At 36.8% G+C, this 18,475-nt stretch carries 17 protein-coding genes; 15 read left to right on the forward strand and 2 right to left on the reverse strand.

The window, feature by feature from the left end; translation table 11 throughout:
* Positions 1–96: 96 nt before the first annotated feature.
* From ABI125_01250 to ABI125_01285, 8 genes are all read left to right on the forward strand, one after another.
* The gene (locus ABI125_01250; GenBank protein XCF06496.1) at positions 97–618 is read left to right on the forward strand and encodes an OmpH family outer membrane protein; all 522 of its coding nucleotides are present in this window, start codon (positions 97–99) and stop codon (positions 616–618) included.
* A gap of 156 nt (positions 619–774) precedes the next feature.
* On the forward strand, positions 775–3,147 hold the full coding sequence (locus ABI125_01255) for a TonB-dependent receptor (GenBank protein XCF06497.1): 2,373 nt from the start codon (positions 775–777) through the stop codon (positions 3,145–3,147).
* 4 nt (positions 3,148–3,151) lie between these two features.
* Positions 3,152–4,000, forward strand: coding sequence for a DUF4249 domain-containing protein (locus ABI125_01260; GenBank protein ID XCF06498.1), 849 nt, complete (start codon positions 3,152–3,154; stop codon positions 3,998–4,000).
* 57 nt (positions 4,001–4,057) lie between these two features.
* Complete coding sequence (locus ABI125_01265; protein XCF06499.1) at positions 4,058–4,711, forward strand: DUF2807 domain-containing protein; 654 nt, start codon at positions 4,058–4,060, stop codon at positions 4,709–4,711.
* A 105-nt stretch (positions 4,712–4,816) separates the two neighbouring features.
* Positions 4,817–5,359 (forward strand): RNA polymerase sigma factor, encoded by a 543-nt coding sequence (locus ABI125_01270; protein ID XCF06500.1) that lies wholly within the window; start codon positions 4,817–4,819, stop codon positions 5,357–5,359.
* 4 nt (positions 5,360–5,363) lie between these two features.
* Entirely contained in the window at positions 5,364–5,906 is a 543-nt protein-coding gene (locus ABI125_01275) for a hypothetical protein (protein XCF06501.1), read from the forward strand.
* Positions 5,887–6,975 carry a hypothetical protein gene (locus tag ABI125_01280; GenBank protein ID XCF06502.1) on the forward strand — a complete coding sequence of 363 codons (1,089 nt, stop codon included), beginning with the start codon at positions 5,887–5,889 and terminating at the stop codon, positions 6,973–6,975. The genes ABI125_01275 and ABI125_01280 overlap by 20 nt, the downstream gene beginning before the upstream one ends.
* 17 nt (positions 6,976–6,992) lie before the next feature.
* Positions 6,993–7,664: a hypothetical protein gene (locus ABI125_01285; protein XCF06503.1), complete on the forward strand. Its 672-nt coding sequence runs from the start codon at positions 6,993–6,995 to the stop codon at positions 7,662–7,664.
* On the opposite strand, the gene ABI125_01290 is transcribed toward ABI125_01285, so the two are convergent.
* Positions 7,661–8,815 carry a DNA polymerase III subunit delta' gene (locus tag ABI125_01290; GenBank protein XCF06504.1) on the reverse strand — a complete coding sequence of 385 codons (1,155 nt, stop codon included), beginning with the start codon at positions 8,813–8,815 and terminating at the stop codon, positions 7,661–7,663. The two genes, ABI125_01285 and ABI125_01290, sit on opposite strands and share 4 nt — an antisense overlap.
* 185 nt (positions 8,816–9,000) lie before the next feature.
* Here ABI125_01290 and ABI125_01295 point away from each other — a divergent pair, with 185 nt between their 5' ends.
* The 3 genes from ABI125_01295 to ABI125_01305 all read left to right on the forward strand — a co-directional run bounded on the left by ABI125_01295 (position 9,001) and on the right by ABI125_01305 (position 12,859).
* The gene (locus tag ABI125_01295; protein XCF06505.1) at positions 9,001–10,188 is read left to right on the forward strand and encodes a phosphoglycerate kinase; all 1,188 of its coding nucleotides are present in this window, start codon (positions 9,001–9,003) and stop codon (positions 10,186–10,188) included.
* Between the two features lie 76 nt (positions 10,189–10,264).
* Positions 10,265–11,854, forward strand: coding sequence for a LysM peptidoglycan-binding domain-containing protein (locus ABI125_01300; protein XCF06506.1), 1,590 nt, complete (start codon positions 10,265–10,267; stop codon positions 11,852–11,854).
* A 21-nt stretch (positions 11,855–11,875) separates the two neighbouring features.
* The gene (locus ABI125_01305; GenBank protein ID XCF06507.1) at positions 11,876–12,859 is read left to right on the forward strand and encodes a DUF4837 family protein; all 984 of its coding nucleotides are present in this window, start codon (positions 11,876–11,878) and stop codon (positions 12,857–12,859) included.
* Between the two features lie 84 nt (positions 12,860–12,943).
* On the opposite strand, the gene tatA is transcribed toward ABI125_01305, so the two are convergent.
* Positions 12,944–13,126 (reverse strand): twin-arginine translocase TatA/TatE family subunit, encoded by a 183-nt coding sequence (gene tatA / locus ABI125_01310; protein XCF06508.1) that lies wholly within the window; start codon positions 13,124–13,126, stop codon positions 12,944–12,946.
* A gap of 152 nt (positions 13,127–13,278) precedes the next feature.
* Here tatA and ABI125_01315 point away from each other — a divergent pair, with 152 nt between their 5' ends.
* The 4 genes from ABI125_01315 to ABI125_01330 are packed head-to-tail and all read left to right on the forward strand — an operon-like array spanning position 13,279 to position 18,471.
* The gene (locus ABI125_01315; GenBank protein ID XCF06509.1) at positions 13,279–14,148 is read left to right on the forward strand and encodes a M23 family metallopeptidase; all 870 of its coding nucleotides are present in this window, start codon (positions 13,279–13,281) and stop codon (positions 14,146–14,148) included.
* Positions 14,149–15,651, forward strand: a complete 1,503-nt coding sequence (locus ABI125_01320) for a GH3 auxin-responsive promoter family protein (GenBank protein XCF06510.1) — start codon at positions 14,149–14,151, stop codon at positions 15,649–15,651.
* Between the two features lie 30 nt (positions 15,652–15,681).
* Positions 15,682–17,370 carry a hypothetical protein gene (locus ABI125_01325; protein ID XCF06511.1) on the forward strand — a complete coding sequence of 563 codons (1,689 nt, stop codon included), beginning with the start codon at positions 15,682–15,684 and terminating at the stop codon, positions 17,368–17,370.
* A 12-nt stretch (positions 17,371–17,382) separates the two neighbouring features.
* Positions 17,383–18,471 carry a hypothetical protein gene (locus ABI125_01330; protein ID XCF06512.1) on the forward strand — a complete coding sequence of 363 codons (1,089 nt, stop codon included), beginning with the start codon at positions 17,383–17,385 and terminating at the stop codon, positions 18,469–18,471.
* Positions 18,472–18,475: the final 4 nt, after the last annotated feature.

Below are 18,475 nucleotides of genomic sequence, written 5' to 3' on the forward strand. Positions count from 1 at the left end.
GTTTAGGGATAATTCAGCTTTACAATATGGTTTACTTTGCTACATTTGTGCTTAGCAAAAAAATATTTGCGTAAATAATAAATAAGTAGTCAAAAAATGAAAAACACAATTTATGTATTACTAGCGATGCTTGTTTTAGCATCTTGCCAAAAGCCAAACAAAATTGGTTTTATTGATAACGGAACAGTAATTAACGATTATCAAGAAAAAAAAGATATTGAAACTAAATATCAGGCTAAAGAAGAGAAATTCAGAAAAAGAGCGGATAGCATAGGGCAAGCTTTTCAGGCCGAAGTTCAAGAAACGCAAAAAGAAGCGCAACGTGCTTCTCAAAAAAAACAACAAGAGCTTATGGCCGGTTTGCAACAAAAGCAACAACAGTTGCAACAGCAAATGCAAATAGAGAACCAGCAATTAACTCAAGAGTTTCAAACGGAAATAGATTCTACTATCGTTAAGGTAAAAGAATTTGTTAAGGATTATGGAAAGAAAAATGGTTATACTTATATTTTAGGTACCAGTGAAGCCGCAGCTACTGTGCTTTATGGTGAAGAACAACACGATTTAACCCAAACCATTTTGGATGCCTTAAATGCTGGCTATAAAAAGGAGGAGTAATTAACACTTATTTTAATAACAAAAAACCCTGTTAAACTAATTTAGCAGGGTTTTTTTGTTGAAATAATTATGCTAAGAAAACTTATTTTTTAGGCCCAATGCAACCCTTCGTTTTTTTGTTTGTCAATAAAAGTGATAATCAAAAAAACGAACAGTATGAAATATACTTTATTAGGTTTAGGCCTATTATTCTCATCTTTAATATGTGCTCAAAATTACACAATAAGAGGCAAGGTTAAAGACGCCAAAAACGGCGAAACCCTCATGGGTGCCACAGTATTTTTAAAAGGAACAAGTAGTGGTGCTGTTGCTAATAATTACGGGTTTTATTCACTTACGGCAAGCCAAGGAAATTATACCTTAATTGTGTCCTACATGGGCTATCAGGACATTACTAAAGAGGTTAACCTTAGCAAAAATCTAGAACTTAATTTTGAATTACAAGAACTTTCTCAAACACTAGGGGAAGTTGTAATAACAGCAGAAGAACCAGAGCGTGTTAGTATAAAAAAACCACAAATGAGTGTGTCTAAGCTCAACGCTTCTACTATCAAGCAAATGCCAGCCGTACTTGGTGAGGTAGATGTTATTAAATCCATTCAAATGCTGCCTGGTGTTACCAATAATGGCGAAGGCGCTCCAGGATTTAATGTTAGAGGAGGAGCTGTGGACCAAAACTTAGTTTTATTGGACGAGGCTATTATTTACAATACCTCGCATTTCTTTGGGTTCTTTTCTGTGTTTAACAACGATGCTATTAAAGATGTTAAGCTCTACAAAGGTGACATTCCTGCTAATTTTGGAGGTAGGGTGTCTTCTGTTTTAGACGTACATCAAAAAGATGGTAACAGTAAGGAATTCGAATTGAATGGAGGTATAGGTTTGATTTCGAGTAGGTTAACAGCAGAGGCGCCATTATTTAAAGATAAAGGCTCCTTTTTAATTGCTGGTCGATCGTCTTACGCACATCTTTTAATGAAAAGTATAGAAGAGGTAAAAGATGATAAAATTTCTTTTTACGATCTTAACCTTAAAACAAATTACAACATAAATAAAAATAACAAAATTTATTTATCGGGTTACTTTGGACGAGACGTTTTCAATATTAATAACTTTTTAAAGAACAATTACGGAAATGTTTCAGGAAACTTACGCTGGAATCACATTTTTAATGATAAGTTGTTTTCTAATTTATCACTGATTTATAGCAAATATGATTACCAAATTATAATAGATTTTGTGAAATTAGATTGGGACGCCGATATCACAAATTACAATCTTAAATATGACTTTAAATACTACTTAAACAATAATTTAAAACTGGATTTTGGCTTTAGTAGTATCCTCTACAACCTTAATCCGGGTGAAGTAAAACCGACCTCAGCTTCTTCACCAATAAATTTTTTAAAGCTGGATGAAAAAAGAGCATTAGAAAGCGGCATTTATGTGAGTGCCGAACATAAAATCACCGATAAATTTACGGCGCAATACGGGCTTAGATTGAGTAGATTTAACCGTTTGGGCGGTGTAAATATCACGAATTATCAAGATAATAAACCTGTAGTTTACAATAGCGCTTTAGGTATTTATGAAACAGGTACAGCGATTGGGGAAACTGCTTTTAAAAAGAATGAAAGCATTAAAACCTTCAATAATTTAGAGCCTAGATTGGGGCTATCATATCAGTTAAACGAATCGTCATCGTTAAAGGCGAGTTATACAAGGTCGGCGCAATATCTACACTTGCTTTCAAATACAACTTCTGTGACTCCTCTAGATGTTTGGACTCCCAGTGGAGCGTTTATAGAGCCGCAGTTATCTAACCAATATGCCATAGGCTATTACAGGAACTTTAAGAATAAAAAGTATTCTCTGGAATTAGAAGCCTACTATAAGAATGTTGATAATAGAATCGATTATATAGATGGTTCAGATTTAATAGGGAATAACAATATAGAAACCGAGATACTAAATGGGGAATCTAGAGCCTACGGACTTGAATTTCTATTAAGAAAGAACAAAGGAAAACTAACCGGTTGGTTGGCCTATACCTTATCTAAATCTGAACAAAAAACTCCCGGCGGCATTGCCGGAGGACCTGGGATAAATAATGGTGACTGGTACAATACACCTTACGACAGAACACACGATGTGTCTCTAACAGGTATCTACAAACTAAATAACAAGTGGAGTTTTAGTGCCAATGCGGTTTTCCAAACGGGTAGACCTGTTACGTATCCTGATAGCCAATATGAATATGAAGGCCTATCAATAGCTAGTTTTAGCGACCGTAATGCGAGCCGTCTTCCTGCTTATCACAGGTTAGATTTATCAGCTACATACAAACCCAAAAAGAATTTAAACCGAAAACTTCAAGGGGAATGGGTGTTTGGTATCTATAATGTTTATAATCGAAGAAATGCCGCTTCAATTTCCTTCCTTCAAAATCAAGATACAGGTTTAAATGAGGCCACTAGATTATCCATTTTTGGAGCCATTCCGTCAATTACTTACAACTTTAAATTTTAAACAGATGAAAACCTATATAAAATCAATTGCACTTTTACTCTTAGTCATTACCACGGCTTGCGAAGATGTTATAGATGTTACCGTTCCAACGGCTTCACCAAGACTTGTTGTTCAAGCGTCTTTAGACTGGCAAAAAGGGACCGATGGAAGCAATCAAGAAATAAAATTAAGCACATCAACGCCTTATTTTGATACCAATAGAACAAGTCCTGTAAATACCGCCATAGTAACCGTTACCAATAAAGATAACGGCGTAGTTTATAATTTCACGAACCAGAATGATGGCATTTATACCATCAGTAATTTTGAACCTATTATAGGCCATACTTACGAACTAGAAATAGTGTACAATAACGAGCGCTACTCGGCAACTGAAACCTTTATTTCGGTTTCACCCATAAACCGTGTGGAACAATCTGTTGAAGGTGGTTTCGATGAAGAACTTTTAGATGTTTCCATCTTCTGGAATGACCCAGCAGATATAGAGAACTACTATCTTATAAAATTTATTGAAGCAGGTGATGTGATTCCTATTTATGAAGATTATCCCGATGAATTTGTAGATGGCAATGAGCTGGATACCTTTTTTGAAAAGGAGGATGACGACGACGACGATTCTTCTGCGGAATTTAACCCCGGCGATGTTGTAGAAATTAGCCTTTACGGGATTTCAAAACAGTACGATAATTATATAAGTCTACTCATTGAGCAGTATGATAGTGCCGGCGACCCGTTTAGTACGATTCCAGGGCAATTAAGGGGCAATTGTATCAATACAGACAACCCTGATAACTATGCTTTTGGTTACTTCAGGCTATCGGAATATGATACCGTAACCTATACCTTTCAATAATTGGCTCAATTTCGGTTCAAAACAAGAATCAAGATGAATTCATTAAATAAAAACAATATGAAAACAGTACACATTATTTATATGGTTTTTGCTTTCACAATCTTGCTTAGCTCGTGTTCTGCGGAAGGCATTAAAGCATCGAATACCATAATTACAGAAGAACGTACCTTAACGAACTTTAGCGAAGTACAAATATCCAATGATATTGAAGTTGTAATTAAAAAAGGTACAGAGCATTCGGTTAAAATAACAACTAGCGATAATATTATAGAACAAGTACGCACCAGGGTGGAAAACGGTAGGTTAATCGCAAGCCTTTCTGGCAACATAAGAAGATTAAACGAGCTTAAGTTAGACATTGTGATGCCCAACCTTACGAGTTTAGAACTATCGGCAGATAGTTATGGCACCTGTTCAGGTTTTGAGAACTTAGAAACATTACAGGTAAAGGTATCCAGTGATGCATTCATAAGGTTAATGGGGTCTGCAAATAGCGTTAATATTAATGCCAGTAGCGACGCAAAAATAGAAGGTTTTAATTTTATCGCTGATATCTGTAATGTGAATTGTTCATCAGATGCATCGGTGGCAATTCATTGCGTTGAACAATTACAAGGCAATGTATCGAGCGATGCAGTGGTGTTTTATAAAGGCAATCCCACAGTTAATGTTTCCACAAGTAGCGATGGGGCAGTAATTAACACGAATTAAACGTTCTTGTTTTATAATAATTGTAACTTTCATGCAACCCTTTTAATTTTCTATTGTCTATAAAAATAGAAACATAAAGCATAACCGATTTCACAATATATTGTAGTGACTAACCAAGTAGTATTCACACATAAAGATTTTGTCGAAAAAAGCAAATTAGGTGACCGACAAGCGCAATACAAACTGTATTCACTTTACGTGAATGGTATGTTTAATGTGTGTATTAGAATGGTGAAATCTAAAGAGGATGCCGAAGATATTTTGCAAGATAGTTTTATAGAGGCTTTTAAAAATCTAAATAGTTTTCGTTACGAGAGCACTTTTGGGTCTTGGCTAAAGCGTATAGTTATTAATAAGAGTATTAATCATTTAAAGTTAAAGCGCATTCCCTTGGTTGCTGTAGAGGATTTTCAGAATAATACCCCAGAGCCAGAGGAGGATACAGACATTACAGAAGAACATCTTAACGTAGATGCGATTATCGCAGCCATAAAACAACTGCCTGCAGGGTATCAGACCATTATCAATTTATATTTAATTGAAGGTTACGATCACGTTGAGATTGGAGAAATTTTAGGAATTAGTAGTTCTACTTCAAAATCTCAATATCATAGAGCAAAAAAGAAATTAATAGCATTGATGAATTGATTGCATGGATAAATTAAAAAAATATACACAGGAGAACAACACTCAGTTTGATACACATCATTTAGATGAAGTGGACAAACTAAGGTTGTGGGGAGATATTGTAACAGAATTGCCAGAAACACCCTTAAAGGTGATTCCGTTGTGGAGAAGATCAGCTTTTAAAATAGCGGCCAGTATTGTTGTCTTACTTGGATTTTCCTTGTTCTTTCTACAATTAGACAACACACAAGACGATACACAAATTGTTAATCAAGAGCTAAACGAAATAGATGGCCATTATCAACTTTTGGTAAATAATCAAGTAGCATTAATAAAGCAGAGCTTACATATCTCTAAAGCAGATCAAGACGATTTTCTATCGCTAATAGACGATTTAGACGAAGAATATAAAACATTAAAAGGTGAACTTAAATTAGGCATCAATAACGAAAAAATTATAGAAGCCATAATTAACAATTACAGAAAAAAAATAAAACTTATGGATGATTTGCTAGAGCGATCATATCCTATAAAAACAGATTTTGAAGATGAGGCATATACACTATAAACTATTATTTGTTACGATTACTGTGCTGTTTTCGAGTGTTGTTTTTGCACAGGACAAGCTTAGTAAAGACATTAAAAAGACATTTCCTCTTAAGAGTGAAGGCGCACTTTATTTAGAGAATAAATATGGTAATGTATTTATAAATGGTTGGGACAAAGCGTCGATTCAACTAGAAGTTTCGGCAGAAGTAAAAGGAAAGAATTTAGACAAGGCGAAGGACCTTTTAAAAAGAATAAACCCCACATTTATTAGCTCCAATTCGCAATTGGTGGTCAAAACCGAAATCGAGGAAAAAAATGCCTCGCTTTTCAATAAATATTTTAAGAAAATAGGGCCTTTGAATAGAGAAAAGACGAATAGCAATATTAACTATACTATATATCTTCCCAAAAACGCTGCCATAGAGATTATTAATAAGTATGGAGATGTTATTATCTCAGATTGGCACGGAAAATTAAATGCCAATATAGAACATGGAGATTTAAGAATAACCAATGATTTAGACGACTCCAAAATAGCCATAAAATATGGTAATCTAAGAGCCAATGTGCTTAAACATAGTCGTATTGATTCTAAGGATGCAACGGTATCTTTTGATGAATCTGAAGTTTTAAAACTACAATCTGATGGGTCTAAAATGACTATAGAAACTGTTGGAAATTTAGATATTAACTCTAACAAAGATGATATAGAAATTAATACTGTAGACCATATTCATGGGGCGTTAAAATATTCCCAAATGACTTTAAACCATGTTGGTTCTAAGGTAAATTTAAACCTAAATCTTGCAGAACTTAGATTAAAGAAACTCGATACAAAGGCACCAGTTATAAATCTAAATCAAAAGTCTTCAGAGGTTTATGTAAATATTTCTGAAACCAGTTTTAATTTTAGTGCAGAATTAGAGCAAGGTGTTTTAAGATTGCCTAAATCCATGCATAGCATAAACAGCAAGGTGATAGATGAAAAGAATAAGATTAGGCAAATTAGAGCAGCTTATGGAGCCAAAAACCAGGGTATTATTGACATAACTGGATACCAAGGCATAGTTATATTAAAGGAACTTTAATAAAAATCAATCAAAACATGAAAAAAGTAGTAGTGCTTCTACTGTTAATCACAGTTAATTCGTTAGTATTTGCACAGAAAGAACAAGACCAAGACTATGTGGAATTCGATGATAGAAAAAACGTTGTTCACGGGGTCTATTTGAGCTTTAATTTACATTACGGGAAATTAGATAATAGAGATACTGGGTTTGGAAACTTTAAGTTTGCCTATGTGGCTAACAGGAAAATGGAAGTAGGCTTTGGTGGTACCGTTTTCTTTAACGAAAGGACTAATGACAGACCAGACTTATTTAATGGCGATAAAATTGGAATGTTTGGCGCCTATGGCGGGCTACATTTAGAACCCATTTTGTTTGGTAAGCGCTTTGTTAGTGTTTCATTTCCGGTGTTAATAGGAGGTGGTGCGGTTGGCTTTTTTGGCAATAACTTTTCTAATAATTACGAAGACTTCGACGACGATTTTGAAACCGATGATTTTGATAAATTCTTCATCGTGGAGACAGGAATTAACATACTCTATAACTTTTCTAGATATACCCAGTTAGAAACTGGCTTAAGATATAGGTTTACCAGCGACTATGAACAGCCATATAAAACAGGAGATTTAAATGGGTTTTCTGTAGGTATAGGTTTAAAGGTCGGTATCTTTAATATGGGAAGGAAAAAAAAGGTAAAGGATAATTTTTAACTGGCTTTTTTATGAAGCAAACGCGTCAATTTAATGGATAAATCGGTTAAAATAATTTTAGAATTGCCGTTGCGTTCAATATGGTTAATGGCGTCCTGTAGTTCGTCACTAATTTCCATAATGTTGTTGCCATGAACAAAAGGCGCGAAGTTTTCGAGTTTAAATTTTTCGGTTTTGGGTTCTAAAAACACCAAATCGGTGGCGTTGTAATTTAGCAGAAGCGCTTGTCTGAAAAAGTCCAAACAAAAATTTAGGAACTGCTTTTGCGTTTCGCGGCCGGTTTTGGCAATATCTTCACTCCAAGAAATTAAATCGTGAATGGCCGCTTTGTTTCCCTTAGCTTTAAATGCACTACGGATCCAGAAAATAAACCAGGTTTCAAATTGAATATCTTCAGAATCTTGATACACCAAATCGCAAGCCTTGTTGTAATTGCCGTTAGATTGGTGTGCGATTTTAGTAGCCGTAGCCTCATCAAGGCTGTATTCCTTGATTAAAGCCTCTTTAATTACGTCTTCAGCCAATGGAGGAAAACGCAGTATTTGGCACCGCGAACGGATGGTGTTTATAATCTGTTCTTCGTCTTCGGCAATCAATAAAAAAATGGTTTTTTTGGGCGGTTCCTCAATCAATTTTAAAAGTTTGTTGGCACATTGAGTGTTCATTTTTTCGGCCATCCAAATCAGCATCACTTTGTATCCGCCTTCGTAAGATTTCAGCGCAAGCGATTTTACAATTTCACTGGCCTCTTCAACACTTATCAGTCCTTGTTTGTTATCCACACCGAGCAGTTTGTACCAATCGAACAGGTTTCCGTAGGGCTGCTGTTCCAAAAGTTGTCGCCATTCTTCCAAATAAAAACTGGAAACGGGCTTGCTTTTCACTTTGTCGCTGGTGGTTACCGGAAAGGCAAAATGCAAATCGGGGTGCGAAAAAGTTTTGAATTTTAGGTTACAGGCTTCGTTGCCCGTATTGTTTTCGCCGTTGGTGTTGGCGCACAAAATGTATTGCGCATAAGCTAGGGCCATGGGCAATGTACCTGTGCCTTCTTTTCCAACAAACAATTGGGCATGCGGAATACGTCCATTATCAACACTTTTGGTTAAGTGGTTTTTTATGTGGGTTTGGCCTAAAATGTTCTTAAAAAGCATAAGGCAAAAGTAAACGAATTTTCATAATTAAAGAACTTTGGAAATAGCCATTACAACCGAAATACCTTCCTTTTTAAAAAAACTTGCGCTTCTATATCGTTTTCGTTAAAAAACAGATTTTATATAGCTTTTTAATTACTTACATTTGTGAATCACAATACATAAAAAAGACAAATATTTTATACATGAAGACGCTTAACGATTTTAATTTTGAGAATAAAAAAGCACTGATCCGCGTAGATTTTAATGTGCCATTAAATGAGAAATTTGAAGTAACCGATGCTACCCGAATTGTGTCGGCAAAACCCACCATTATAAAGATTTTGGAAGATGGCGGAAGCTGTGTTTTAATGTCTCACTTAGGAAGACCTAAAGGCGTTCAGGACGAATTTTCGTTACGTCATATTGTTGGCGAAGTGGAAGATGTTTTAGGCGTCGAAGTAAAATTTGTTGATGCCTGTGTTGGTGAAAAAGCAGAAGCAGCCGTGGCTAATTTAGAACCAGGACAAATTTTGTTGCTGGAAAACTTGCGTTTCCATAGTGAAGAAACTGCTGGCGATAAAGATTTTGCCAAGCAACTTTCAAAATTGGGCGATATTTATGTAAACGATGCCTTTGGTACGGCGCACAGAGCGCATGCCTCAACCACTATCGTGGCACAGTTTTTTGAAGGGAAAAAATGCTTCGGAAGCCTTTTGGCACAAGAAATAGAGAGCATTAAAAAAGTTATGGAAACGGGCGAAAAACCGGTGTTGGCCATACTTGGTGGTGCAAAGGTGTCTTCAAAAATTACCATTATTGAAAATATTTTAGATAAAGTTGACCACCTTATTATTGGTGGCGGTATGGCCTTTACTTTTGTTAAAGCTCAAGGCGGAAAAATAGGAAACTCTATTTGTGAAGACGATAAAATGGGATTGGCCTTAGAAATTTTAAAGCACGCCGAGGAGAAAAATGTAAAAGTTTATATTCCTGTGGACACCGTTGCTGCCGATGATTTTAGTAATGATGCCAACACACAAATTGTTGATATTACAGCTATTCCAGATGGATGGGAAGGTGTTGACGCCGGGCCAAAATCGGTTGAAATATTCAATGATGCCGTAATGAAATCGAAAACCATTCTTTGGAACGGGCCTTTAGGCGTTTTTGAGATGGAAAATTTTGCAAAATCAACCATAGCCTTGGGTAATGCTATTGCGGCAGCGACCAAAAACGGAGCCTTTTCACTTGTTGGAGGGGGCGATTCTGTAGCGGCTGTAAAACAATTTGGTTTTGAAGACAAAGTAAGTTATGTAAGTACTGGTGGTGGTGCCATGTTGGAAAGTTTAGAAGGAAAAACACTTCCGGGAATCGCCGCTATTTTGGAATAAAAACATTTTCGTTTTTAATTTCACTGAAAAAACACGAATTTAGCCATATTATCGTTCAGTAAACAGAATGGATTATATGGCTTTTCGTTTTTTTATAACTTTCCTTTTTTTTAATGCATTAACCGCTGTTTCGCAGGTTAAAGATTCTGTTTCGTTAAAAGCCAACAAAACGATTGATACCGTTTTGGCGCAGACACAGCAATTTTTAAAGGATTCCATAATTGACGGGCAACCAAAAAATGTCAAAACTATTGAAGCGCAGGCCGATAGCTTGGATATCAAAAACTTAAAGGATAACGAGCTGGCTTTGGAATTGGACGAAAAATGGCTTGAAGAGCTGTACAGCAACGCCTTGTTCGACACCATTTACAAATCGGTAACGGAATTGACTTATGAAGAAGTTGATTACCCTGAGTTACCAACCGATACACTAAAAGCCAGATTAAAAGAACTCGATGCCCGAACACCTTTTAATGTCGAGTACAACCCGTCTTTAGAGAGTGTTATCAAATCGTATTTAAAACACAGACGGAAGCACCTTCAGAATTTAATCACTTTAAGTGCCTTTTATTTCCCGATGTTCGAGCGTGAATTGGATTTGTACGATATTCCGTTGGAAGTAAAATATTTAGCCATTGTAGAGTCGGCTTTAAAGCCACGGGCCAAATCTAGGGTAGGGGCCACGGGTTTATGGCAGTTTATGTTCACAACCGGAAAAATGTACGGCTTGGATGTAAGCAGTTATGTTGATGAGCGTAGCGACCCTATAAAATCGACCGAAGCAGCTGCAAAATATTTGGCTAAACTTTACGAGATTTTTGGTGATTGGGATTTGGCTCTGGCGGCATACAATTCAGGGCCGGGCAATGTCACGAAAGCGATTCGCCGGTCGGGTGGTTATAAGAATTACTGGAATATCCGTCATAATTTACCGCGCGAAACCGCAGGCTATTTACCAGCTTTTTTAGCTAATATGTACATTTTTGAATACGCCGAGCAGCACGGTTTTAAAAAGTACAAACCCGATTTGGCCTATTTTGAAACGGATACCGTTCGTGTAAAACAAATGATTACCCTCGACCAAGTTTCGGAAGTTACCGGAACACCCATTGAAGAACTTCAGTTTTTAAATCCGTCGTATAAATTGGATATCATTCCTTTTATAAAGGATGAAAATTACTCATTAAGATTACCGCGCGAGGTCATCGGGGCGTTTGTAACTAATGAAGATACCATTTATGCCTACGCAAAAGCGGAGTTTGATAAGCGCGAAAAACCCATGCCACAGCTTATTGAAGCCAACCAAAGTGTTAGGTATCGGGTTAAGTCTGGCGATTATTTGGGGAAAATTTCCCGAATGTACGGTGTTAGGGTAAGCGATATTAAACGTTGGAATGGCTTGCGAAGTAACAACTTAAGTATTGGGCAGCGGTTAACTATTTTTCCAAGAAGGCCCAATGTTTCTACGCCAGCACCACAAGTAGTTACTAAAAAACCAAAACCTATAACCGGAGAAGTAACCACTTATACGGTACAATCGGGAGACTCCCTTTGGAGCATTTCACAAAAATTTCCTGGAGTTTCTGTTCAAAATATTAAAGATTGGAACGGTATTAGTGGTACTAAATTAAAACCGGGAATGAAACTTAAAATATCCAAAGGCTAATTCCTTAAAAATTTAGATATAATGATGCGATATATTGTTTTTTCATTGGTATGCGTGCTGTTTTTTGTTTCGTGCAGAGACAAAAAAAAGTCTAAGACCGAACGTTTTATCCAAGATTCTTCGGGGGCTATCAACAACGTTTCCGTTGTTACCGAAAATGAAATATGGGACGGACGAGTGGGCGAAGCCATTCGGGCGGTATTGGCCAAACCAATTTATGGATTGCCGCAGGACGAGCCTATGTTTACCATTAGCCAGATTCCACCAGCCGTGTTTTCTGGGTTTGTTACCAAAAATAGAACGGTTTTAATGGTAAAGTTAAATACTGAAAAGGACATCGATTTTTCAGAAAATGTGTATGCCAAACCTCAAAAAGTGATAACCGTTTCGGGAAAAACAAGAGAAGATGTTATTGAGGTTTTGCAGGAAAACGAAGCTAAAATAATAGAAACCTTCCGCAATGCCGAAATTGCCGAAAGGCTGCGCCAAATGGCAAAATCGCCGCATAGCTTTGAAACCATTAAAGAAAAACTTAAGCTTACAGTAGGCTTTCCTTCAATTTATCGGGTCGCCAAATCGACCGATAATTTTTTCTGGATTAGAAAAGATATAACCACCGGTACAACCAATTTAATGATTTTTGAATTGCCTTATTCGGCCATTAAAAGAAATGATAGTTTGGTAAACCAAGTAATTAAAATAAGAGATTCGGTAGGTAAGTTGCATATTGAAGGCGGTGTTGAAGGTTCGTATTTGGCAACTGAAGAGGCTTACACGCCGTATTTGGCAGAAACTATTATTGATAATAAGCCCGCTTTGGAAACCAAAGGTATTTGGGAACTTAGAAATGCCTTTATGGGTGGGCCATTTATCAATTACGTTATTGAAGATAAAATTAACAAACGCTGGGTTGTTCTTGAAGGTTTTGTGTTTGCACCCTCGGTTGACAAACGAAATTATATGCTAGAAATGGAAGCTATAATAAAAACCGTTAAATTGGAATAAATAATAAAAATCAAAGCGAAAAAAAAGACCAGCTTAAAACAAATTAAGCTGGTCTTTTTTCTTCCGCACTAAAAAAAAGTGGCATTATTCTTTTTTTTCGCCGTTGGCTTCCTCTTCTTTGCTGGCATCCTTAAATTCTTTAATGCCACTGCCTAATCCGCGCATTAATTCTGGTATTTTTTTACCTCCAAAAAGCAATAAAACCACAACAACAATTAATGCGATTTGCCATGGGCCGATTGCTAAAGGTAGCATATGTAAGTTCATAATCTTTATTTTAACAGCAAAGTTAATAATTAAACTTAAATAAAAACGTTTTCAGCATAACTTTAGCATTTTCAAAGCAGATAAGAGACACAACGGTTTACTCGGTTTTAACAGATGGGTATTGAATAAATTCTATTATTTTTGTTTTTAACATGAAAGGGAAAAAAAAGGAACCAAAAAAAATTAAACGAAAACTGCTCGATAAATATCGGTTGGTTATTCTAAACGAAAACACCTTTGAGGAGCGTTTGTCGTTTAAATTAACACGACTCAATGTTTTTGTTATGGGGTCTTTATTGGCCATCTTTTTAATCTCGCTCACCTATTTAATCATCGCCTTTACACCGCTTCGCGAATATATTCCGGGATATTCCTCAACCGCGTTAAAAAAGAAGGCTACCGAACTTACATACAAAACCGACTCGTTGCAACAGGCGCTTGCCATGAACGAACGTTATTACGAATCCATTAAAAAAGTGTTGACGGGCGACATCAGCAGCGCCGATTTTAACAGAGATTCCATTGTTGCCGCTGTAAAATTGGAAGCCAGTGAAGTGGATTTAAAACCCATTGCTGAAGATTCCATTTTACGCGAAAAAGTAGATAAAGAAGACAAATACAATTTGTTTGAATCGGCCACTTCGGTGTCTAATTTTATATTGTTTCCGCCCGTAAGCGGCGAAATAAGCGAACCGTACAATGCCCAAGAAAAACATTATGCTGTTGATATTGTTGTGGCCAAAGGTATGCCCATAAAAGCCACTGCCGATGGTATTGTTATTTTTGCAGAATGGACAGCCAGTACAGGCTACGTGGTCATTTTAGAACATAGTTATGGTTTAATTTCAGTATACAAACACAATGCTTCCGTTACCAAAAACCAAGGCGATTTGGTTAAGGCTGGCGAGGTAATAGCTACCGCTGGAAATGAAGGAGAGTTGTCCACAGGGCCACATTTGCATTTTGAACTTTGGAACGATGGCTACCCCATTAACCCCACCAACTTTATAGATTTCAACTAAATGGCATCAGTAAAATCGTTTTTGGCTAAACCGTTTTCGAAATTGGTTTATAAGCGCATCAAAAAGTGGGCCTATAGCCCCGTTGAAACCCAAGAAGAGGTGTTTCAACATTTAATTTCGGAAGCTTCAAGTACCGTTTTTGGAAAAGAACACGATTTTGTGAGCATAAACAATCATGCCGATTTTGTAAAACGGGTCCCGGTGAGGGATTATGAAGGGTTGAAACATTATGTGGAAAGAGTAGTTGCGGGTGAAGAAAACATACTTTGGAAAGGGAAGCCCATTTATTTTGCTAAGACTTCGGGCACAACTTCGGGAGTTAAATACATTCCCATTACAAAAGAAAGTATGCCCAGTCATGTTGAAGCAGCACGAAATGCCATTTTAATGTACATTCACGAAACGGGGAACATTAGTTTTGTGGATGGCAAAATGATTTTTTTACAAGGAAGCCCCATTTTAAAAGAGCAAAATGGTATTCAATTAGGGAGGCTTTCGGGGATAGTGGCGCACTACGTTCCAAAATATCTTCAAAAAAACCGTTTGCCCTCATGGGAAACTAATTGCATCGAAGATTGGGAAACCAAAGTCGATGCCATAGTTGAGGAAACCTTGCCACAAAATATGACGGTAATTTCGGGAATTCCGTCGTGGGTACAAATGTATTTTGAAAAAATTCAGAAGAAAACGGGCAAAAAAGTGGGCGAGGTGTTTAAAAATTTCAACTTGTTCATTTTTGGAGGTGTTAATTACGAACCCTACCGAGCCAAGTTTGAAAATTTAATTGGCCGAAAAGTAGATAGTATTGAATTATACCCGGCGAGCGAAGGTTTTTTTGCATTTCAGGATCAACAGGATGAAAAAGGGATGTTGCTCCAACTTAATTCGGGAATTTTTTATGAGTTTATAAAAGCGGATGAATTTTTCAACGATAACCCCAAACGCATCACTATTAAAGATGTTGAAGTGGGCGTAAATTACGTAATGATTATTTCTACCAATGCTGGTTTGTGGGGCTACAATATTGGCGACACAGTTCAATTTACTTCAGTTAAACCTTATCGCGTTATCGTTTCAGGTCGAATAAAGCATTTTATTTCAGCCTTTGGCGAACATGTTATAGGGAAAGAGGTGGAGCAGGCCATGCAGGAGGCTACCGAAAATACCGAAATCAGGGTAACCGAATTTACTGTAGCGCCGCAAATTAACCCAGAAGCTGGCTTGCCTTACCACGAATGGTTTATTGAGTTTGAAAATGAACCAGAAAACCTTTCCGATTTGGCTAAAAAACTGGACGAGTCGCTTCAAAAACAAAATTCGTATTATTTCGATCTGATTGAAGGCAAGGTGCTTCAGCAATTAAAAATTACCAAAGTAAAAAAAGATGGTTTTCAGGAATATATGAAATCGGTTGGTAAATTAGGCGGCCAGAATAAAATACCGAGACTTTCAAACGACCGAAAAATTGTTGATGCTTTTTCAACGGTAAAATCGCACAATTAATAGTATATTTGCCGCGGATTTAATGACAATATGAGTAATAAAAAACATCATGCACGAACGCGAGCCCAAGAAAGCTCGAATGCCATTGAGCGCATGTATATTACCATGCGTCATTTGTTCAACCGTGGGTTTTACAAGCCTATGGGCATTTCGGGCGAAACTTTAAGGGAAGCGTTGCTAACTTTACGCCCCGAAATTTATGGGTCCATTGCCGAAGAAAAAGCCGAATTGGAAGGTTTGCTTTATGTAATCGATAGGCTTCCCATTGGGATAGAGCAGTGTACTTTTATCAATTTAACGAGTGATGAAGGTTACGGCAATTCGCATTTTAAGCCAATAATTCCTGAAAAACGACGCAGAAATTGCTACCGCATTGATAGCGAGCAAATGAATATTGAAATTACCCGAGGGCGATCGGATATTTACGACATTTTAACGCACTTGACCTTTATGTTTGTTGAGTCGCACAAAATCAGTTCGAAGGTCATTATAAATGATGAGGGGCACACTACCCGAGATTGGCAAAAACTGGAAAAAATTGTATTGGCAAACAATGAGCTCTCTCAAGAAGAGCGGGAGGTAGCCATTACTCATTTGGCCAGTATTCTGGGCAGGACCTTTAAAGAACTCACGAATATATATCACAAATTTGCTACGCCCAATCAACCAGAACGACTTTTACATATTATATATTGGTTGGGTAAACTGGCCATAGAAGAGCAAGTTCATTTCAACAAAAGAACCATTACGTTTAGTCCCATATTGCGGGAACGTATAGGCCACCATATTCATGGAGAAATTTGGGCCGATAACATCAAGGAAACCTTATTCAACAACAAGTTGTTAGAAAGGCCCCTCCACATAATAAGTGCGAATATGCACAGTGTTATGAATACGCTTTTTGCTCATCAAAGTTTAAAATCAAAGAGCAGCTCAAAAGGTATTTTTGGTCTCTATGAGGATTTAAGCAATAAAGACAACCAAGCTTTACGGAATAAAGTAACCAAAGAAGCGCTTAGCAAAGGGATGATTTACCTTAAAGACTCATCTGGGGCTAATATCGACGTTCAGATATTCGATACTTCAAAAATAGATTTAAGTAAACTGGATATCAAGGTTACGCCGGCGGTAATAGAAAAAGAAAAACCAGTTATTTTGGTGATGGATTATGCTTTTGGTGAGCAGGCCTATGAAACAATAGATGAATTATTGAAACCTTTTAGGTGGAAGGAAAAAGACATTCATTTGAATGTAGAATCGGTGTCCATTATGGGTAAAGCAGGTATTTTGGAAGGTGGTAAGGGTGATATAATGATACCCTCGGCACATATTTTTGAAGGCACGGCTGATAATTATCCTTTTGAAAACCAATTAAAAAAAGCAGATTTAGAAGGTCAGGGTGTCGATGTTTACGAAGGCGCTATGATAACCGTTTTAGGAACGTCGCTTCAGAATAAAGATATTTTAAAGTTTTTCTATAACTCCACTTGGAAAGTTATTGGCCTTGAAATGGAAGGAGCTCATTATCAAAAAGCTATTCAGGCAGCCTCCAAAGTTAGAGGGAGCATTAAGCCAGATGTTAAAGTAAGATATGCTTATTACGCCAGCGATAATCCGTTGGAAACCGGGGCTACTTTAGCCTCAGGAGGTTTAGGAACTTCGGGAGTAAAACCCACTTATTTAATTACCAGAACTATATTAGAACAAATATTAAATTAATAGATTGCAATTATGAGTAAAGATTTGCCACAGCAACAGCCAAATCAATCAGAAGAAGTTGATTTAGGCCAGTTATTTAAGTTAATTGGTAATGCTTTTGACCGGTTTTTTAAGTTTATAGGTAGTATTTTTACAAGTATCTATAAAGTGATTTTGGCTTTGTTGGTTCATATCTATAAAAGATTACCATGGTATGCCGGTGCAGTGGTATTGGGAGTGGTTGTAGGTTTTATAATTGATGTGAATTCAAAAAAAATGTATGGTGCCAATATGTTTATTGAAACTAACTTTAATTCTACAAGGCAGGTTTACGAAAACATCAAGCAATTCCATCAACTAGCTTATTTAGATAAAGATTCGTTAGAACTGGCTGATAAATTAAATATTTCTCCGGGGTTGGCTTCAAACTTAAAAGGGTTTTATGTAGAGCCTGACTTAGATGAAAATAACATTGCCGAAATGTATTCTCGATTTTATGAGCGCCTGGATTCTTTATCAAGGGCTGAGATGACTTATGATCGCTATAGGGAGTCTTTAACACCTCATAACTATAAAATACACAAGATTGGTGTAGCTTCTACCGACAAACATATCTATAAAAAAATAGAGAAGGCGTTTGTGAATCAAATTTCCGAAAATGAATATTTAAATGATTTACTAAAAACCAACCGAGAGATACTCGAAAAGAAAGACCAAACATTGCTTCAGCAGGTTCAGAAGACAGACTCACTAGCAAAAGAGTATTTAAGAATCAGAATTAATGAATCTCAAAAAGATGTAGCTCCTGGTTCTGGTACCAATCTCTATTTAGGAGATGCAGAATCGTCTGCAGGGAATTTAATCGTTGATGAATCTAGAATTGTACAGTTAAGGTTAAACTATGAGGGCCAAAGAAGGAAAATAGACAGCATTTTAGCGGTTCAAAAAAATGTCGTTAATGTGTTAGCAACTTTCCCTGAATCAGGATATGATATAAGAGAGTGGCACGATAAGAAGAAGTTCGTGTTGCCCATAGTATTATTCGGTATTACATTTTCGATTTTCTTGTTTTTAGGTTTAGGGAAATTCCTTAAGGAACAGAGTGGAATAATAAATAAGTAATCAG

It is taken from the genome of Tamlana crocina (assembly GCA_040429635.1).
GTDB lineage: Bacteria > Bacteroidota > Bacteroidia > Flavobacteriales > Flavobacteriaceae > Flavisericum > Flavisericum crocinum.